17 protein-coding genes are annotated in these 18,890 nt (G+C 69.8%); 11 read left to right on the top strand and 6 right to left on the bottom strand.

The annotated features are described in order from the left end of the window. Positions 1–14: 14 nt before the first annotated feature. Both KXD96_RS08115 and KXD96_RS08120 read right to left on the bottom strand, forming a co-directional pair. Complete coding sequence (locus tag KXD96_RS08115; protein ID WP_260744068.1) at positions 15–1,505, bottom strand: ATP-binding protein; 1,491 nt, start codon at positions 1,503–1,505, stop codon at positions 15–17. Continuing rightward, a complete protein-coding gene (locus KXD96_RS08120; protein ID WP_260744069.1) occupies positions 1,502–3,187 on the bottom strand; it encodes an FAD-dependent oxidoreductase in 1,686 nt (561 codons plus the stop codon). The genes KXD96_RS08115 and KXD96_RS08120 overlap by 4 nt, the downstream gene beginning before the upstream one ends. Before the next feature lie 264 nt (positions 3,188–3,451). Here KXD96_RS08120 and infA point away from each other — a divergent pair, with 264 nt between their 5' ends. The 8 genes from infA (at position 3,452) to truA (ending at position 8,176) form a co-directional block, all read left to right on the top strand. Continuing rightward, a complete protein-coding gene (gene infA, locus KXD96_RS08125) occupies positions 3,452–3,673 on the top strand; it encodes a translation initiation factor IF-1 (protein WP_003418601.1) in 222 nt (73 codons plus the stop codon). A gap of 39 nt (positions 3,674–3,712) precedes the next feature. Beyond that, complete coding sequence (gene rpmJ / locus KXD96_RS08130) at positions 3,713–3,826, top strand: 50S ribosomal protein L36 (RefSeq protein ID WP_003879483.1); 114 nt, start codon at positions 3,713–3,715, stop codon at positions 3,824–3,826. A 211-nt stretch (positions 3,827–4,037) separates the two neighbouring features. Continuing rightward, on the top strand, positions 4,038–4,412 hold the full coding sequence (gene rpsM / locus KXD96_RS08135; RefSeq protein ID WP_007167900.1) for a 30S ribosomal protein S13: 375 nt from the start codon (positions 4,038–4,040) through the stop codon (positions 4,410–4,412). A 6-nt stretch (positions 4,413–4,418) separates the two neighbouring features. After that, entirely contained in the window at positions 4,419–4,835 is a 417-nt protein-coding gene (gene rpsK, locus KXD96_RS08140) for a 30S ribosomal protein S11 (RefSeq protein WP_046182344.1), read from the top strand. A gap of 11 nt (positions 4,836–4,846) precedes the next feature. Then, on the top strand, positions 4,847–5,452 hold the full coding sequence (rpsD, locus tag KXD96_RS08145) for a 30S ribosomal protein S4 (protein WP_067273257.1): 606 nt from the start codon (positions 4,847–4,849) through the stop codon (positions 5,450–5,452). Positions 5,453–5,528: 76 nt separating this feature from the next. Beyond that, positions 5,529–6,572: a DNA-directed RNA polymerase subunit alpha gene (locus tag KXD96_RS08150; RefSeq protein WP_260744106.1), complete on the top strand. Its 1,044-nt coding sequence runs from the start codon at positions 5,529–5,531 to the stop codon at positions 6,570–6,572. A 118-nt stretch (positions 6,573–6,690) separates the two neighbouring features. Further along, positions 6,691–7,338 carry a 50S ribosomal protein L17 gene (rplQ, locus tag KXD96_RS08155; protein WP_260744107.1) on the top strand — a complete coding sequence of 216 codons (648 nt, stop codon included), beginning with the start codon at positions 6,691–6,693 and terminating at the stop codon, positions 7,336–7,338. Continuing rightward, the gene (gene truA, locus KXD96_RS08160; protein WP_260745273.1) at positions 7,316–8,176 is read left to right on the top strand and encodes a tRNA pseudouridine(38-40) synthase TruA; all 861 of its coding nucleotides are present in this window, start codon (positions 7,316–7,318) and stop codon (positions 8,174–8,176) included. Before rplQ ends, truA begins: the two co-directional genes overlap by 23 nt. Here truA and KXD96_RS08165 read toward each other — a convergent pair. Continuing rightward, complete coding sequence (locus KXD96_RS08165; RefSeq protein ID WP_260745274.1) at positions 8,173–8,793, bottom strand: cutinase family protein; 621 nt, start codon at positions 8,791–8,793, stop codon at positions 8,173–8,175. The genes truA and KXD96_RS08165 overlap by 4 nt on opposite strands. A gap of 57 nt (positions 8,794–8,850) precedes the next feature. Beyond that, on the bottom strand, positions 8,851–9,708 hold the full coding sequence (locus KXD96_RS08170; protein ID WP_260744108.1) for a cutinase family protein: 858 nt from the start codon (positions 9,706–9,708) through the stop codon (positions 8,851–8,853). A gap of 121 nt (positions 9,709–9,829) precedes the next feature. Here KXD96_RS08170 and eccB point away from each other — a divergent pair, with 121 nt between their 5' ends. Then, on the top strand, positions 9,830–11,188 hold the full coding sequence (eccB, locus tag KXD96_RS08175; protein WP_260744109.1) for a type VII secretion protein EccB: 1,359 nt from the start codon (positions 9,830–9,832) through the stop codon (positions 11,186–11,188). Here eccB and mycP read toward each other — a convergent pair. Together mycP and eccD are read right to left on the bottom strand one after the other, a co-directional pair. After that, complete coding sequence (gene mycP / locus KXD96_RS08180) at positions 11,153–12,454, bottom strand: type VII secretion-associated serine protease mycosin (RefSeq protein WP_260744110.1); 1,302 nt, start codon at positions 12,452–12,454, stop codon at positions 11,153–11,155. The genes eccB and mycP overlap by 36 nt on opposite strands. Continuing rightward, a complete protein-coding gene (gene eccD, locus KXD96_RS08185; protein ID WP_313901627.1) occupies positions 12,451–13,878 on the bottom strand; it encodes a type VII secretion integral membrane protein EccD in 1,428 nt (475 codons plus the stop codon). Before eccD ends, mycP begins: the two co-directional genes overlap by 4 nt. A 93-nt stretch (positions 13,879–13,971) precedes the next feature. Between eccD and eccCa the strand changes: the two genes are divergently transcribed. Both eccCa and KXD96_RS08195 read left to right on the top strand, forming a co-directional pair. Beyond that, the gene (gene eccCa / locus KXD96_RS08190; protein WP_260744112.1) at positions 13,972–17,646 is read left to right on the top strand and encodes a type VII secretion protein EccCa; all 3,675 of its coding nucleotides are present in this window, start codon (positions 13,972–13,974) and stop codon (positions 17,644–17,646) included. Beyond that, on the top strand, positions 17,643–18,866 hold the full coding sequence (locus KXD96_RS08195) for a type VII secretion-associated protein (protein WP_260744113.1): 1,224 nt from the start codon (positions 17,643–17,645) through the stop codon (positions 18,864–18,866). The genes eccCa and KXD96_RS08195 overlap by 4 nt, the downstream gene beginning before the upstream one ends. Positions 18,867–18,890 lie beyond the last annotated feature (24 nt).

Genomic DNA, 18,890 nt, shown 5'->3' on the forward strand with positions numbered 1-18,890 from the left:
GCGCGGCGCTGCCCCTATTCCGCAGGGTCCACGTCCACGTCGGCGGCCGGCGGGACCTCGAGCGGCAGCAGCACGATGAACCGGGTATCGCCGGGCACCGACTCCACGCGCAGGTCCCCGCGATGCTTCTTGACGACGATGTTGAACGCCAGGTCCAGCCCCAGGCCGGTGCCCTCGCCGAACGGTTTGGTGGTGAAGAACGGCTCGAAGATGTGCCCGCGCACGTCCTCGGGCACCCCGGGCCCGGTGTCGCAGATCTCGACGCGGGCCATGCTCTGGCCCTCCCGGCAGGTGCGGACGGTCAGCGTGCCGCCCGTGTCGCGCATCGCGGCGATGGCGTTGTCGATGATATTGGTCCACACCTGGTTGAGATCGCCTGGGTAGCAAGGGATTTCGGGAAGCGATTGGTCGAAATCCTTGACCAGGTTGATTGCTGCGCCGTCCTTGCCGCCGTCCTTGGTCAACCGGTCGGCGAACATCACCAGCGTGCTGCGCAGCAGATCGTGGACGTTGGCCACCTGGAACGGGGCCCGATCAAGCTGCGAATACTGTTTGGCGTCGGCGACCAGCGCCGAGATCCGTTTGCTCGCTTCCAGAATCTGGTTCATCAGCAGCTCGCTCTCGATGGTGTAGTTGAGCCACCGGATCGCCTCCTCCAGCGAGGTCGATGCGAGTTCGTCGCTGACCGTGGAAATCCGTTCCAGCCAGTCGGTGTCGATGCCGCCTTCGACGAAGGTGGGCGCGATGTCCCATCCGCCCTCGACGCCGTGGTCTTCCAGCCAGTCGCCGACGGCGTCCTCGCGGTCGGCGGTTTCCATGGCGCTCAGGTGCTCCGACGCCGACTTGGCGACCTGCTCGGCGACCCCCTCCTGCAGGCGGACCAGGGCGCTGAGCGCCTCTGGGCTGACGGTCCCGTCGGCCAGCATGGCCAGCTTGTGCCGCATGCCTGCGACCCGCTCGCGCAAGTCGGCCGCCGCCCGGGCGATGGCGGCCGCGGGGTTGTTCAGCTGATGGGTCAGCCCGGCCGACAACCGGCCCAGCGCCAGCAACTTCTCCCGGTTGTCGATGATCCGGCGGGTCCGGTCGGTGCCGACGGCGATGCCGTCGAGCAGGTGAACGGCCATCGGGAACTGGTCCTTCATGAACCGGGCGAACACCGGCGCGTCCATCACGAAGAACCGCGACGGCTTGGTCACGTGCACCGAGGCGTCGTAGCTCTTCTGCTTCCCGCCCGTGAACGCCCGCCACGCCCCGCAATACACGCCACGCTGCGACGTGCGGTTGGTTTCGATGTCCTGGCCGCCGGAGAGCTTCGACATCATCAGCTCGCCGTCGATCAGGACGTAGAAGCAGGTCGCCGGCTCACCCTCGACGCAGATCGGGCCCGGTTCGTAATTCTCGATGTGCCCGTTGGCGCACAACACCGCGAGCTGCTCGTCGGTGAGCGCCTCGAACAGGAACAGGGTGCGCAGCTCGTCGGGCTCGCACGGCGTCTTGGCTGTCACGATTCCGCCAGGTAGCGGTGCACCAGCATGACGGCCATCGACCCCTCGCCGACCGCGGCCGCGACGCGCTTGGCGGACTCGGCCCGCACGTCGCCGGTGGCGAACACGCCCGGCACGCTGGTCTCGAGGTGGTGGGGCGGGCGGTCCAGCGTCCAGCCACACACGTTGCGCAGGTCCGGCCCGGTGAGCACGAAGCCGTGGTCATCGCGGGCGAGCACCCCGTCCAGCCACTCGGTGCGCGGCGCGGCGCCGATGAAGATGAACATCCGGGCGCAGCTGACGTCCTCGGTCTTCCCGGTCCGGTTGTCGACCAGGGTCAGCCGCTCCAGGTGGTCGTCCCCGACGGCGCGGCGCACCTCGGTGCAGGTGCGCACGGTGATGTTCGGCCGCTGCTGGATCTGCTGGATCAGGTAGTGGGACATCGAGGCGTCCAGCGACGGGGCGCGCACCACGATGGTGACCGACTTGGCCTCGCGGGACAGGTACATCGCGGCCTGGCCGGCGGAGTTGGCCCCGCCGACGACGTAGACCTCCTCGCCCGCGCATTCAGACGCGATCGAGACGGCCGCCCCGTAGTAGACGCCGCGGCCGGTCAGCTCGCCGCAGCCCTCCGCCGGCAGCTGGCGGTAGGCGACGCCGGTGGCCAGGATGACGGCGTGCGCGTCGATCGAGCCGCCGTCGGCGAACCGCACGGTGCGCTTTGGGCCGTTGACCTCCAGCGCCGTGGCGGTACGGGCGGTGATGAGTTCGGCCCCGAACTTCTCGGCCTGCCGGCGGGCGCGGTCGGCCAACTGGCCGCCCGACACCCCGTCGGGGAAGCCGAGGTAGTTCTCGATGCGTGAGCTCTGGCCCGCCTGGCCGCCCGTCGCCGTGCGTTCGATGAGCACGGTGCGCAGGCCCTCGGAGGCGCCGTACACGGCGGCGGCCAGGCCCGCCGGCCCGCCGCCGATGACGATCAGGTCGTAGAACTCCTGCGACGGCGTGGTGGTCAGGCCCAGGGTGTCGGCCAGCTGCGCGTCGGTGGGTTCGACGAGGGTGTCGCCGCGTTCGGTGACGACGACGGGCAGCCGCAGGCCGTCCTGGCCGGCGGCCTTGAGCAACCGCTCGCCGTCGGGGTCGTCGGCCATGAACCACGAGTAGTGCAGCCCGTTGCGGGCCAGGAAGTCGCGCACCTGCCAGGACCGCTCCGACCAGCGGTGCCCGATCACCTTGGTGTGCGGGATCGGGCGTTCCGGGGCCGCCCGCCAGGCGTCCAGCAGCGCGTCGATGACCGGGTAGAACTTCTCCTGCGGCGGATCCCACGGCTTGAGCAGGTAGTGGTCCAGGTCGACGACGTTGATGGCGTCGATGGCGGCGTGGGTGTCGGCGTAGGCGGTCAGCAGCACGCGGCGCGCCGCGGGGTACAGGTCCATCGCCTGCTCGAGGAATTCGATGCCGCTCATCTGCGGCATCCGGTAGTCGGCGATCAGCACGGCGACCGTCTCGCCGCGCAGCTTGAGCTCCTTGAGCGTCTCCAGGGCGTCGGGACCCGACTCGGAGCGCACGATCCGGTGCCGGTCGCCGTATTGGCGGCGCAGATCGCGGGCGACCGCGCGCGACACCGAGGGATCGTCGTCGACGGTCAGCAGCACGGGCTTGCGAGGCTGAACTGAGGGGGTTGCGGGGCCTGCGGGGCTCGTCATCGAGGTTAAGTATGCCCTCGTCAGGGCGCTGACGGCAGGTCGAGGAGGCGGTTTATCGGCCGGGCGGATTTCGCTGCCCGCGATTTTGGGTCAGGGCGCCTGACCAGGTATCGTGGGACAACGGTGCGTCATCCGCGCCGACTTTTTGCGTGCCCTGTCTGAGGAATTTCCTGTAACCGGCCCACGTTTCTAGTCGGGCGAATGCTGCGCCGGTAAGGGCGCACATCAGGATACGAAACCGAAGACGAGGATTGCTAAAAAGTTATGGCCAAGAAGGACGGTGCCATAGAGGTCGAGGGCCGCGTGGTCGAGCCCCTGCCCAATGCGATGTTCCGCATTGAGCTGGAGAACGGTCACAAGGTGCTCGCCCACATCAGCGGCAAGATGCGGCAGCACTACATCCGCATCCTGCCCGAGGACCGGGTGGTGGTGGAGCTGTCTCCCTACGACCTGTCCCGGGGCCGCATCGTGTACCGGTACAAGTAAGAGCCCGAATCAGACAACAAAGAACAGGATCGAACAGCCGTGAAGGTGAACCCGAGCGTCAAGCCAATCTGTGACAAGTGCAGGGTGATCCGTCGGCATGGGCGGGTCATGGTGATCTGCTCCGATCCGCGCCACAAGCAGCGTCAGGGCTAGTGGCGATCGCAAGCGCGGCGTAGCCGGGCGCAGCGGGTCGCCAGGATCCATCAAGCCCAGCTCACTTAACAACTGAATGCAGACCTCCCAACACCACTGAGCGGATAGGCCGCTCATCCACGCCCGGACGGAGGCCGGGCCCCGCCTCAAACTTCGGGGCGGGAACGGGTTGGGATCAGACCTCCGCCGAGAAAAAGAGGAAACGCCACCTATGGCTCGATTAGTAGGCGTCGATCTGCCGCGCGACAAGCGGATGGAGATCGCGCTGACCTACATCTTCGGCGTCGGCCGTACCCGGTCGAACGAGATCCTGGCAGCTACGGGGATCGACAAGGACCTGCGCACCAGGGACCTGACCGACGACCAGCTGACCCACTTGCGTGACTACATCGAAGCGAACCTCAAGGTAGAGGGTGACCTGCGCCGCGAGGTGCAGGCCGACATTCGCCGCAAGATCGAGATCGGCTGCTACCAGGGCCTGCGGCACCGCCGCGGCCTGCCGGTGCGCGGCCAGCGGACCAAGACCAATGCGCGCACCCGCAAGGGCCCGAAGCGCACCATCGCAGGCAAGAAGAAGGCCAGGTAATCGCCCATGCCACCAGCCAAGAAGGCAGCCTCTGCCCCCAAGAAGGGGCAGAAGACCCGCAAGCGGGAAAAGAAGAACATCCCCCACGGTGCCGCGCACATCAAGAGCACGTTCAACAACACGATCGTGAGCATCACCGACCCCCAGGGCAACGTCATCGCCTGGGCGTCGTCGGGTCACGTGGGCTTCAAGGGCTCGCGTAAATCGACCCCGTTCGCCGCACAGCTCGCCGCCGAGAACGCCGCCCGCAAGGCGCAGGAGCACGGCGTACGCAAGGTCGACGTGTTCGTGAAGGGCCCGGGCTCGGGCCGGGAGACGGCGATCCGCTCGCTGCAGGCCGCGGGTCTCGAGGTCGGCGCGATCTCCGACGTCACCCCCCAGCCCCACAACGGTTGCCGTCCGCCGAAGCGCAGAAGGGTCTAGGAACACAAATCATGGCTCGTTACACCGGACCCATCACCCGCAAGTCGCGCCGGCTGCGCACCGACCTCGTCGGTGGCGACCAGGCGTTCGAGAAGCGTCCCTACCCGCCCGGCCAGCACGGCCGCGCGCGGATCAAGGAAAGCGAATACCTGCAGCAGTTGCAGGAGAAGCAGAAGGCCCGCTTCACCTACGGCGTGATGGAGAAGCAGTTCCGTCGCTACTACGAAGAGGCAACCCGGCAGCCCGGCAAGACAGGTGAGGAGCTGCTCAAGATCCTGGAAAGCCGACTGGACAACGTCGTCTACCGCGCCGGGCTCGCCCGCACGCGGCGGATGGCCCGCCAGCTGGTCAGCCACGGCCACTTCAGTGTCAACGGCGTGCACGTCAACGTGCCCAGCTACCGGGTGTCGCAGTACGACATCATCGACGTGCGGGACGGCTCGCTGAACACGGTGCCGTTCCAGATCGCGCGGGAAACGGCGGGAGACCGCCCGATCCCGAGCTGGCTGCAGGTCGTGGGGGAGCGTCAGCGCATCCTCATCCACCAGCTGCCCGAGCGCGCGCAGATCGACGTGCCGCTCGCCGAGCAGCTGATCGTCGAGTTCTACTCGAAGTAACGAACTTTCGAGCCGGCCGGCTCGAAACCCCAACGGCATCAAATAGCGGGTGCCGAGAAGGAGAAGAAGAAACACCATGCTGATCTCTCAGCGACCCACACTGTCGGAGGAAGTGCTCACCGACAACCGCTCGCAGTTCGTCATCGAGCCCCTCGAGCCCGGATTCGGTTACACCCTGGGCAATTCGCTGCGCCGGACGCTGCTGTCGTCGATTCCCGGCGCGGCCGTCACCAGCATTCGCATCGACGGCGTGCTGCACGAGTTCACCACCGTCGCCGGGGTGAAGGAAGACGTCACCGCGATCATCCTGAACCTCAAGGGACTGGTCGTGTCCTCGGAGGAGGACGAGCCGGTCACCATGTACCTGCGCAAGCAGGGCCCGGGCGAGGTCACCGCGGGTGACATCGTGCCGCCCGCCGGTGTCACGGTGCACAACCCCGAGATGCACATCGCGACGCTGAACGACAAGGGCAAGCTCGAGGTCGAGCTCGTCGTCGAGCGTGGCCGCGGCTACGTGCCGGCGGTGCAGAACCGGGCCTCCGGTGCCGAAATCGGCCGCATCCCGGTCGATTCCATCTACTCGCCGGTGCTCAAGGTGACCTACAAGGTCGACGCGACCCGTGTCGAGCAGCGCACCGACTTCGACAAGCTGATCCTGGACGTCGAGACCAAGAGCTCGATCACGCCGCGCGACGCGCTGGCGTCGGCCGGCAAGACCCTGGTCGAATTGTTCGGCCTGGCACGCGAACTCAACGTCGAGGCCGAGGGCATCGAGATCGGGCCGTCACCGGCCGAGGCCGACCACATCGCCTCGTTCGCGCTGCCGATCGACGACCTGGACCTTACGGTGCGGTCGTACAACTGCCTCAAGCGCGAGGGCGTGCACACCGTCGGCGAGCTGGTGAGCCGCACCGAGTCCGACCTGCTCGACATCCGCAACTTCGGTCAGAAGTCCATCGACGAGGTGAAGGTCAAGCTGCACCAGCTGGGCCTGTCGCTCAAGGACAGCCCGCCGAGTTTCGACCCGTCGCAGGTCGCGGGCTACGACGTGGCCACGGGCACCTGGTCCACCGAGGGCGCTTACGACGACCAGGACTACGCGGAAACCGAACAGCTGTAATAGCCGTCCGGTGACGATGCGGCCGTGCAGCGGCCGGCTGAGGAACCGGACACCGATAACTGAAGTCCGTCCCGGCCCTACCTGATACGGGGGTCGGCCCCACTTAGGAGATAGTGCAATGCCCAAGCCCACCAAGGGCCCTCGCCTCGGCGGGTCGTCTTCGCATCAGAAGGCCCTGCTGGCCAACCTGGCCACGTCGCTGTTCGAGCACAACCAGATCAAGACGACGGAGCCGAAGGCGCGCGCGTTGCGGCCGTACGCGGAGAAGCTGATCACACACGCGAAAAAGGGCACGCTGCACAACCGTCGAGAGGTGCTCAAGAAGATCCGCGACAAGGACGTCGTGCACAAGCTGTTCGAGGAGATCGGGCCGTTCTTCGCCGACCGCAACGGCGGCTACACCCGCATCATCAAGGTCGAGCCGCGCAAGGGCGACAACGCCCCGATGGCGGTGATCCAGTTGGTGCTGGAGAAGACGGTGACCTCGGAGGCCGACCGGGCGCGTCGGGTGAAGTCTTCCAAGAAGGCCCCCGAAACCAAAGAAGCTCCTGTCGCGGCGGCTGCGGCACCTCAGGCGGCCGTCGAGCCCGAGGAAGCCGTCGGCCCGACGGCCGAAGAGGTGACCGAGCCGGCCGAGACCAGTGAGGCTGAGGCCGCGGAATCCTCGGAAGCCGAAGCCAAGGCCGCGGAGAAGGCCGAGAAGGCCGTGGCCGCGAGGGCCGAAGCCGAGCAGGCCGACGAGGCTGACGAGGCTGACGAGAGTTAGCGAGGCCGTCCGTCTACGGCTCGACATCGCCTATGACGGAACGGAATTCGCGGGCTGGGCGACTCAGTCCGGCCAGCGTACTGTCGCCGGAGTTCTCGACGAGGCGTTGACGACCGTCTTCCGCACGCCGATGCGGCTGCGGGCGGCCGGGCGCACCGACACGGGCGTGCACGCCACCGGTCAGGTGGCCCACGTCGATGTGCCCCCGGACGCGCTGTCGAACGCCTATCCGCGATCGTCACACCCCGGCGAGGCGGAATTCGTGCCGCTGGTGCGCCGGCTCGGCCGGTTTTTGCCCACCGACGTCCGGGTGCTCGACATCACCCGCGCCCCAGCCGGTTTCGACGCCCGGTTCTCGGCGCTGCGGCGCCACTACGTGTATCGGCTGTCGACCGCTGTGTACGGGGTCGAGCCGCAGCAGGCCCGTTACGTCACCGCCTGGCCGCGGCCGCTTGACGTCGACGCGATGGCCGCCGCTTCACGAGATCTGGTGGGGCTGCACGACTTCGCCGGGTTCTGCCGACATCGCCCGAACGCCACGACCATCCGCGACCTGCAGCGCCTGGATTGGTCGCGCGACGGGGATCTGATCACCGCGCACGTCAGCGCCGACGCGTTCTGCTGGTCGATGGTGCGCTCGCTGGTGGGGGCGCTGCTGGCCGTCGGCGAGCACCGGCGCCCGGCCTCGTGGTGTCGTGAATTACTCACCGCCACAAGCCGATCCAGTGACTTCGCGGCCGCGCCGCCGCACGGGTTGACGCTGGTGCGCGTCGACTACCCACCCGACGACCAACTGGAAGCGCGCAACCTGGTCACCCGGGACCTGCGCTCCCGCTAAACCTTGGTCGCGACGAAGCTCGCGGCCTGGTTTGTCAATTTGGGCACGTAGCCCAGGTGGGATGCCCACCGGTTACCCGGCGAGCAGATCGGGTCGCCCGGGTTGCACAAGTCGATGGTCTTGCCGCCGAATTCCGGCGTCAGGGCGCTCATCAGCTGACCCGCCCGGCCGGACGGATTGCCGAACAGGGCGACCGCGGCGACGTGGTCGGCGGCCGCGGCCGGCAGCGGCTCACGAAAGCCGAGGCCCGGCAGCGGTGCGGCCGTGACGATGTCGATGACCGCCGCACCCTGGGAGTACCCGCCGAGCACCAGCTTGGTGTTGGGGCACTTGCCGGCCATCTGCTGGACGTGGTTGCTGGCATCGTTGGCGCCGTCGGCCGCGGCCAGGAAGTCCTTGCTGGCCGGGTAGTTCACCCCGTATGCGCCAACGCTTTTGCCGGTCTGCTGGCGCAGCGCGTTGACGAACGCCCCGCCGACCTTGCCGACCCCGGGCGGCTCGTCGGTTCCCCGGGCGAACACCACCTCGACGCCGGGGCAGGAGGCGAAGGCTTGGGGAAGCAGTTGGGGAGCAACCACTATCGCGGCCCCCGCGAGCAGCCCGGCGCCCAGCGTCAACGGAATAAGCCTCACCCCACGATGTTAGGGGCGCGTTGATCGCGGGCCGGTAACGATTCAGACGAGAGGAGCTTGCGGAGACACCGTGGGTGGCGCGGCCGGCGCGTTGGGGGCGGGAGCAGTCCCGCCGTGGATCGAGGGTGGTGACCCGGGCGGGGTCTGCCCGTACACCGGCGACGGCGTGCCACCGGGCTGGGTCGGAACGGGGCCCAGCGGGGGCCCGAACCCGGGAACCGACTGACCCGAGCCGGCCAGCAACTTACTCGCGACGAACGCCGCGGCCTGGGTGGTGTAGACGGGGACGTAGCCCTCGGTGTGCCCGCTCCACTCGTTACCCGGGCCCGCGTGGCAAATCGGGTCGTTGGGGTTGCACAGGTCGATCGCCTTGGAGCCCAGCAGCGCGCTCTGGCTGGGCAGCGTGCCGCCGGCGCGGTCGGCCACGTCGCCGAAGGTGGCGACGGCGGCGATGTTCTTGGCGTATTGCGGCGGCAGCGAGTTGCCCCAGGTGATGCCGCCGATCGGGACGCCCGCCACGATGTCCATCACCGACGCGCCCTGCGAGTAGCCGCCCAGCACGATCTTGGTGTTCGGGCAGGTTTCCACGCTCTTCTTGACGCGGTCGATGGTGTCGTTGGCGCCGTCACCGCCGTGCAGCTGCAGCTTGCTGGCGGCGTAGTTCACCCCGTAGGGCAGGATGTTCAGGCCGGTCTGCTGGCGCAGCGAGTCCACGAAGGCGTCGCCAACCCGGCCCAGCCCGGGCGGCTCGTTGGTGCCGCGGGCGAAGATGACCTCGACGTCCGGGCAGTCGAAGGCGGAGGCTATGGGCGCCGCGGCGGGGGATACGAGCAGGCCGGAAGCGGTGACCAGTGCAGAGGCCCCGAGCCCGACGCAGCGACCTATGCGGTGAAATTTCACGCCACAACTTTACCCACCCTAAGCAGGGTTCCAAACCTCGCTGAGCTGTGGATCAATTAAGCGACCCCGCGGTAGGGCGCTCTATCGTGTGCGCATCCGGTACGCACGGGTGGGGGGATCAGTGCCGCGTCAGTCGACCACGTGGCTGCAGGTCAGCGGCTACCGATTCCTGCTGCGTCGCGTCGAGTGCGCGTTGCTGGGCGGGGATGTCCACACCCTTAGCGTCCGCTCGCCTACGCGTACGGCGGCGTTGACGATCGGGTGCGTGCTGGCTGCGATCGCCGTCACCGGATCCGCGGTCCTCGCTTTGCTGCGTCCACGGGTGGCGTTGGATGGCGCCCAGCTGGTGATGGGACGGGAATCCGGGGCGCTGTACGTGCGGGTAGGCGATACCTGGCACCCGGTGCTGAACCTGGCGTCGGCGCGATTGATAGCGGCGACGGCGGCCAAACCCCGGCCCGTGCCCGAAGCGGAGCTGGCCCGCGTCAAACGCGGGCCCCTGCTGGGCATCCCGGGTGCGCCGCAGTTCATCGGCGAGCCGTTGTCGGCGGACGATTCGGCCTGGACGATCTGCGATACCGACGGCGCCGGCGCGACCACGGTCGTCTTGGGCCGCCCGGCCGACGCGACCGCCCGCCGCCTGAGCTCCGGGCAAGCCGCCCTGGTCGCCGCCGGTTCGGGTTCGCCGGCCTACCTGCTCTACGACGGGCAGCGGGCCGCGGTGGACGTCGCCGACACCGCGGTGGCGCGCGCGCTCCGGCTGGAAGGCCGCGCACCGCGGGCCGTCTCGCCATCGTTGCTGAAGGCCATTCCCGAGGCGCCGTCGATCAGGCCGCTTCGGATCCGCGGCGCCGGCCGGAAAGCGGCCGGCCTGCCGGGATTCACGGTGGGCAGTGTGGTGCGCGTCACGCGCGGCTGGGGTGACGAGTATTACGCGGTGCTTGCCGCCGGGGTCCAGCGGATCGGGCAGGTGGCCGCCGATCTCCTCCGGTTCAGCGACTCCCAGGGGACCGCCCACGCCATCACAGTGGCACCTGATGCGATCCGCGCCGCCCCGATCGTGGACGCGCTGCCGGTCGGCAGCTTTCCCGACCGGGCGCCCGCCCTGACGGACGAGGGCACGTTGTGCGTCTCGTGGCGGGCAGCGCCGTCCGGCGTCACGCTTCTTGCCGGCGGCCGGCCGCCGCTGCCGGTGGGTCAGACGCCGGTGACCTTGTCGCAGGCCGACGGCCGCGGTCCAGCGCTGGACGCCGTGTACCTGCCGCCCACCCGCAGCGCCTACGTGCAGGCCGGCACGCGCTACCTGGTCACCGAGGCGGGGGTGCGGTTCGCGATCCACGACGACGCCGCCGCGCACGACCTGGGGCTGCCGGCGCCGAACCCGGCGCCGTGGCCGGTCCTGGAAAGCCTTCCGGCGGGACCGGAGCTGAGCAGAGAGAAGGCATCAACTCCGCGCGACGTTGTCGCGGCGACCCCGTAGTCGGGCCCTGGCGGCACCGGCGGTCAGCGCCAGCCCCAGCGCGGCTAGGCAGATGGCGGCGCCGCGCAATGCGATGTCGCGCGCGTGGGTGTTCGGCGGTGCGGCCGGCGGCGGCGCGGCAATCGGCGCGGGCGCCGGTGTCGCGGTGGCCGCGGGCGGTCCGGGATCGGTGCTGACCGCCGCCAGCGCGTCGATGGTGCCGTTACCGACGAGCGGATCCCACCCGGCGGGTGGGTGATGCGCCGTCGACTCGATGCGCTGCATCACCTGCCGTGCGGTCAACCCCGGGAACCGGGCCCGGATCAGGGCGGCCAGCCCGCTGACCACCGGCGCGGCAAAACTGGTGCCGGACACCGGTTCCGAGCCGAGCGGCGTGACCGCCTCACCGGGGGCGGCGACGTCCACCCAGGGGCCGGCCAGGCTGAATGCCGACGGCGCCCCCGCGGTGTTCACCGAGCCGACGGTCAGCACGTAGTCGTCGTACCACGCCGGGCTGACCACGACCGTGACGGTCTCCCGGGTGACATCCGGGCGCTGAGGCGGGCATTGCGCGGGTCCGCCGGTGTTGCCCGCCGCGGCCACGATGACGGCGTTCTTGACGTCCACGGCGTAGGCCAGCGCGGCGCCCAGCGCGCGGTCGTCGGGCGCAGATGCGACCGGAACGCAGGCAACCGAGGAGATGTTGATCACCGACGCGCCGAGATCGGCGGCGGTGCGGACGGCTTTCGCCATGGTGTCGACGTCGCCGACGCCGGCGCGGGACCGATCGGCGGCGGGGGAGAACTTCCCGCTGGACTGGCGAATGCCGATCACGGTGGCCTCGGGCGCCATCCCGCCTAACCCGGATTCCGCCGAATCCGTTGACGCAGCGATGATTCCGGCCACCAGGGTGCCATGCGCGTCGCAATCCTGGGTGCCGTCTCCGCTGGAGACGTAGTCTCCGCCCGGAATCACGTCGGCTAGCAGGCTATGCCGCGAAACGCCGGTGTCGATGACCGCGACCCGCTGCCCGGCGCCCCGGGTCAGTTGCCGGACCCGCGACAGGTCGGGGAGATCGGCCGGCCGGTTGGGCGGCGATCCCGTCGTCATCGTCGCGCAAACCTCGCGTTGCACCGTCGGCCACGGTGGCGCGGGCCGCGCGGGCTTCGGTAACCGTTGGTCATCGACCTGCGGCGGTGAAACCGCTTGTGCCGGCGACGCTCCCAGCAGCGATACCGACGCCAGCGTCGACGCCGACAGGAGGCGTGCCGCGCGCGACGACCTCATGCGAGATCCAGTCCGCGGACGGCGTCATAGAGGCCGCATATCCAGTAAGTCAGCGGGACCATGGCGACCAGCGCCAGCCACTCCAGCGCCTCGACGGTGCGGCGTGCCGGCGGCGGAGTCGATATCGCGGGTGCGACGAAGGCGATATACATCGCCGCGGCGGCCAGCGTTGCCGACGCCGCCGCGACCCACGGCCCGTGCCCTGGCACGCTCCAGGCGGCGGCACCGAATGTCGTTGCCAACACTGCGATTCCGGCGATGGCGCCCGCCAGCATCCGGCCGCCGTCATCCGAACGTGCACGCAGCAGCAGCAAAGCGCCGGTGATGCCGCCGAAAGCCAGGCAAGACAGGCGCGGTGCGCCGGCCAGGACGGTGACGACGGCGCCGACGGCCGCCGATGAGGAAAACCCGGCAAGCAGGCCGGAATGCCAGGCGTCGGCGCGCAGCGCTCGCGCGGCGAGGCAGTCGCGGTTAGTTTCGCGCTCGTCCATGTCCGCGGCCGGCGGCAGCCGGGGCGACAGCCCCGCCACCACGATCGAGATCCGCGCCGCTGCCCCAAGCAGGCCAAGCGATATCAGCGCCGATGCCGCGCCGATCGCGTACGCCGGGGCCGCGGTGATCACCCCCACCAATGCGGCCACGGCGACGACCGTCGCGACGCATGACACGGCGGTCAACGTGATCACGCCGCCGCCCGAAGCCCGGATCGCCAGCACGCTCGTGACGGCCGCCGACGTCGCGGCCAGCAGCACATTGCAGATACCCGGGGCGCCGGGCACCGCCAGAAAGCCGGCAACGGCCGCAAACGCGGTGGCCATCGCGCTCAGCGCCAGCCCGGCGACGGTATCCCGATAGGCGCGGCGCGCAACCGCAGCGGATAGCAGAGCGATCAGGCCGACGGCTGCCGCCACGGCCACCGTGGTGGGAATGTCTCGTTCTGCGTTGGGGTCGAACGCATCTCGGGCCAGCGCCAGCACACCGATGCCGGTGAGGCAGCCCGCCGCCAGCACGCCGGCGAGTCGCGCCGCGAATCGGCGCCGCGCATCCGCTGCCGGCCCGCGAGCCGCCGCCAGCGCCTCCGACACGGCCTCCGCGGCGTCGTGGTGGCGCGGCGCGGGCGGCGGGGCCGAGGGCTGGGTCAGTAGCAGAACGGCGCCGTCTCCGATGCCGCTCTGCGCCAGTGTCTTCGAGGGGTCCAGGGTGGAGCGGCCGAGGACTGACAGGTGGTAGCGCTTGCCGGTCAGGCCGTCGTCGCCGTCGCGGACTCGCAGGATGTCGACGATCGACGGCGTGAGTATGGCGACGGGAATCCCGGCCGGCAGGGCTAGGTCGGCGACGGCGGTGCCGGAATGGATTGACACCCGGCGCAGCTCCAGATCGGTTGCAGGCAAAGCTGACCCCCTCGGTCGAATTGCCGCGAACATAACCAGGATCCGGTCCCCGGGTATGCGGTTGTGCACAGGTGACTTGTCGCCGGATCGGGGGCTGCCTACGGTCGTCGAACGGGAGGGTACGGGATGGCCCGGGATTTCATGCTGGTGCCGCGGCGGCAGCCGCCGACGGTCGCGACCGCGGACCTCGTCATCGAGGCGCCGCCTGAGCCACCGTCGCCGGCGCCGCCGGGCCTGCTGACCCGCTTGCTGCCGGGCGTGTTGGCGGTCGGCGGCACGGGCGTCGTGGCGGCGGCATTGGGGTCGGGGGCGGGCGCCACCCGCGCACCCGTGTTCTTGGCCTTCCCGATCATGATGCTGGCCTCGACGGCGGTGACGGCCCTGACGGGGCGGACTCGCCTCCGAGGAGGCGGCATCGACGCCGATCGCCTGCGCTACCTCGGATACCTCAGTAGGCTGCGCGACACCGTCACTGAAACGGCGGCTGCACAGCGCTTCTCGCTGACGTGGAACCACCCCGACCCCGAGGCGCTGTGGACATTGATCGGGGGGCCACGAATGTGGGAACGGCGGGCGACCGACCCCGACTTCTGCCTGGTCCGGGTCGGCACCGGCACCCAGCCGCTGTCCACCCGGTTGGTAGCCCCGCAGGCCGCAGAGCCCGTCGACCCGGTCACCTTCGCCGCGCTGGACTGCTTCATGCGCACGCATTCGACGGTTGTCGCGCCGATCACCGCCGACCTGCGCGCAAGCCCGCGCGTCACGCTCGACGGGGATCCGGCCGCGGTCCGCGGAATGTTGCGCGCGATGATCTGCCAACTCGCCGTCTTGCATCCCCCCGGTCAGTTGCTGATCGTCGCGGTGGTCGATGACCGGAACCATCGGCAGTGGGAGTGGCTGAAATGGCTGCCGCACAACCAACATCCGACGTCGGCCGATGGGGTGGGGCCGGTGCGCATGGTGTATCGCTGCGCGGACGAGGCGCGGGGCGCCCTGACCGGCGGCCGGCCGGCGCACGCGGTGGTGGTCGCCGATGTGGACGAGGTCGTCGACGGGTTCGCGGGCGCGACCGTTGTCCAAGTGGGCGGCGGTCGCGACGGTGCAGCGGTGACGATAAGCCACACGGGCGATGCTCAGGCGGTGCCGAGCCCCGACCGGATGGAGCCCCTGGACGCGCTGGTGTGCGCCCGCCGCTTGGCGATGCACGGGATGGGCGCGCCTCAGCGTGGCGGCGGCACGCAGTGGACGGGGCTGGTGGGGATCGAGGATGTGGGCGGTTTCGATCCGATTACATTGTGGCACAACCAAGAGCACGGAGGCCGACTCTGCGTCCCCATCGGAAGCAGGGCCGACGGCGCCCGGTTGGATTTGGATATCAAAGAGGCCGCGGAAAACGGCATGGGTCCACACGGGCTCTGCGTCGGGGCCACGGGATCGGGCAAGTCGGAGCTGCTGCGCACGATCACCCTGGGCATGATGGTGCGCAACTCACCCGAAGTGCTCAACCTGCTGCTCATCGATTTCAAAGGCGGCGCAACGTTTCTCGACTACGCGCGGGCGCCACACGTGGCCGCCGTCATCACGAATCTCGCCGACGAGGCTCCGCTGGTGGGCCGGATGCGCGAGGCGTTGGCCGGTGAAATGAACCGCCGGCAGCAGTTGCTGCGGGCGTCGGGCTGTGTCAGCGCCGCCGCGTACGAACGCGCGCGCCGTGGGGGTGCCACATCGGCGGCCTTGCCCACGTTGTTCATCGTCGTTGACGAGTTCTCCGAGTTGCTCGGCCAGCATCCGGATTTCGCCGACATGTTCGTGGCGATCGGGCGGCTCGGCCGGTCGTTGGGCATGCATCTGCTGCTGGCCAGCCAGCGACTCGACGAGGGCCGACTGCGCGGTCTCGACGCCCACCTCTCCTATCGGATCTGCCTGAAAACCCTGTCGGCGGCCGAATCACGCTCGGTGCTCGGAACGCTCGATGCGTACGAATTGCCGAACACCCCCGGGGCGGGCTACCTGCGCACGAGCGGCGGAGACCTGATTCGCTTCTCCGCCGCATACGTTTCGGGGCCGGCGCCCTCCGTCGCTCGGGCCGCCGCACCCGAGGCCAAGCCGTCCGTGCTGACGTTCGGGATACACACCGCCGGCGCGGTCGCCCACGCCGACGAGACCGGCAGCCCGTCCGAGCGGACCGCCCTGCACGCGGTCCTGGACCGGCTGCGCGGGCATGGACCGCCGGCGCACCAAGTCTGGCTGCCGCCGCTGGGCACCGCCCCCGCGCTGCGCACCCTGCTTCGCGACGCCGCGCCCGCGCCGGGTGCCCTGACGGTTCCTCTCGGCATCGTCGACCGGCCCTTCGAGCAGCGCCGGACACCGCTGATGGTCGATTTGCGCGGAGCCGCAGGCAATGTGGCGGTCGTCGGGGCGCCCCAGTCGGGAAAGTCGACGGCGCTGCGCACCCTGATCACGGCGTTGGCGGCCACTCACGAGCCGGCCCAGGTGCAGTTCTACTGCCTGGACTTCGGCGGCGGGGCGCTGACATCGACACGGAGCATCCCCCATGTCGGCGCGGTCGCCGGCAGGGCCGAACCGCGGCTCGCCGCGCGGATCGTTGCCGAGTGCGAGTCAATCATCCGTTCGCGGGAGACGATTTTCGGCGATCGCGGCGTCGCTTCGATCGCCGAATACCGTCGGCGACGATCGCCGAACACCGACCCGTTCGGGGATGTTTTCCTCGTCGTCGACGGCTGGGGGAGCCTGCGCCAGGAGCTCGGCCCGCTGGAGGCGTCGATCACCGCGGTTGCGGCGCAGGGGCTTTCGTTCGGCGTGCACGTGGTGTTGTCAGCGTCGCGGTGGGCCGAGATCAGGCCGGCGCTGCGGGACCAGATCGGCACCCGCATCGAGCTGCGGCTGGGTGACCCCGCCGATTCCGAACTGGACCGAAAAGCAGCGCAACACGTTCCCCGAGGCCAGCCGGGCCGGGGTCTTTCCAGCGACGCGTCGCAGATGATGATCGCCTTACCCCTGGCCGAGATTCGCCCCGCCGAATCGGTCGCGCCGCCGATACCGTTGCTGCCCGCGCTGATTGAGCGTGAGGCCGTCGTAGGCCGGGCCGGCGACCGCATCCTGCTCGGCCTCGACGAGCGCCGGCTGCAGCCGGTGACGTGCGAGTTCGACCAACAGGCCCACCTTCTCGTGCTCGGCGACAACGGATGCGGGAAGACCGCGACACTGCGGACACTGTGCCGCGAGATCGTCCGGACGAAGAGCCACACGCAAGCCCGCCTCATGGTCGTCGACTATCGGCGCTCGCTGCTCGGCGTCGTCGAGTCCGAGCACCTCGGCGGCTATGCGATGTCACCGGGCGCGCTGACGGGAATGATGCCGGATCTGCTTGACCTGTTGCGGCGACGGATGCCCCCGACCGACGCGAGCCAGGCGCAGCTGCGAGCCGGGTCCTGGTGGTCCGGGCCCCAAATTTATGTGGTGGTCGACGATTACGACCTGGTCGCCGGCCCGGCCGGCAACCCGCTGGCGCCGATCACCGAATATCTGCCCTACGCAACGGATCTGGGCCTGCATCTGGTCATGGCGCGGCGCAGCGGGGGCGCCGAGCGCGCATTCTTCGAGCCCTTGCTGGCGGGCCTGCGTGACCTCGGCTGCATGACATTGATGATGAGCGGATGTCCAGGCGACGACGCGGCGTTCGGCTCCCGTCACCCGGCGCGTTTGCCGCCCGGCCGCGGTGTCCTGCTCACCCGCGGGGACGACGAACAGCTCGTCCAGGTGGCCTGGAGCGCGCCGTGAATCCACACCGCACCGTCATCGAGGCCGGGCCCGGCACGATTCGCCGATTATGTTGCCCGACAAGCGCACTCGCCGACGAACGGACTTCCGAGATGGTCGTGGCGGCGCTGGGCGCGGTCGACGACCGGGTGGCGTTGGTGGGCGAGCGCCCGGTTGCCGTTGCTCGCCTGTGGGCGGATGCGCTGCGGTCCGCGGCCTGTACGCGTGGCCGGGGCATGGTCGTGGTGCATCCGTCCTGGTGGTCGTCCGCGCGAGTCGGGGTGGTGAGTTCGGCGGCGGCGACCGTGTCCGGGGACGTGCTGACGCGGCCCCGGTCTTGGTTGCTGACGAGGGCCGCCGGCGCCGGTGCGAAAGCGGCGGTCGTGGAGATCGCCGAGCGGATCGTGGCGGTCGGTGGTGCCGATGTCGTCGCCGTGCCCCGCAGGTCCCAACCGCAAGCCACCGCCGAGGAGGTGGTGGCGGTCATCGCGGGAACGCCCGCGGACGTCGCCATGATCGACGCGCCGAGCACCGTCCCCGGTGCGTCGCCCCTTGCGGGGTCGATCGCTGACGCGGCGCGGGGCATCGGGCGGACGGTGGTGCGAATCGACGACGCCCGGCTGGCCCGGCTGGCGCGCGCGGCGGTGACCGATGTCGATGAGCCGCGAGAGCCGGGTGGCGATCGGGGCCGACGCCGCGCGCGGACGATGAGCGGCATCGGCGCGGCCGCCGTCGTGCTGGCCGCGACCGCCCCGGCCGCGATCGCCGTGGAGCGGCCCCGGACGGTGATCCCGGCGCAGGTGGCCGCCGCGCCCGCGGCCTTTCTGGTGGAAGGCCGGGTGACGGTGTCGGTGCCCGCGGACTGGCCTACGCAACGTGTCATCGCCGGCCCGGGGTCGGCGCGGCTACAGGTCACCTCGCCGACGGATCCGGAAGTGGCGTTGCACGTCACACAGTCGCCGGTGGCGGGCGAGACCCTGAGCGGCACCGCCGAGCGGTTGAAACGGGCGATCGACGCGGAGCCCGCGGGAGTGTTCGTCGACTTCAATCCGTCCGGAATCAGCGCCGGCAGGCCGGCGGTGACGTACCGCGAAGTCCGCGCCGGCCATCACGTGCGCTGGACGGTGCTGCTGGACGGGCCGGTGCGGATCGGCCTCGGATGCCAGAGCCGGCCCGGTCAGGACGAGGCCGTTCGCGATGCGTGCGAGCGGGCGGTGCGGTCCGCCCACGCGATCGGGTGAGCGAACCAGGAAGTCGGGTGGAAC

The sequence above is a fragment of the Mycobacterium sp. SMC-2 genome (assembly GCF_025263485.1).
Taxonomy (GTDB): Bacteria; Actinomycetota; Actinomycetes; order Mycobacteriales; family Mycobacteriaceae; genus Mycobacterium.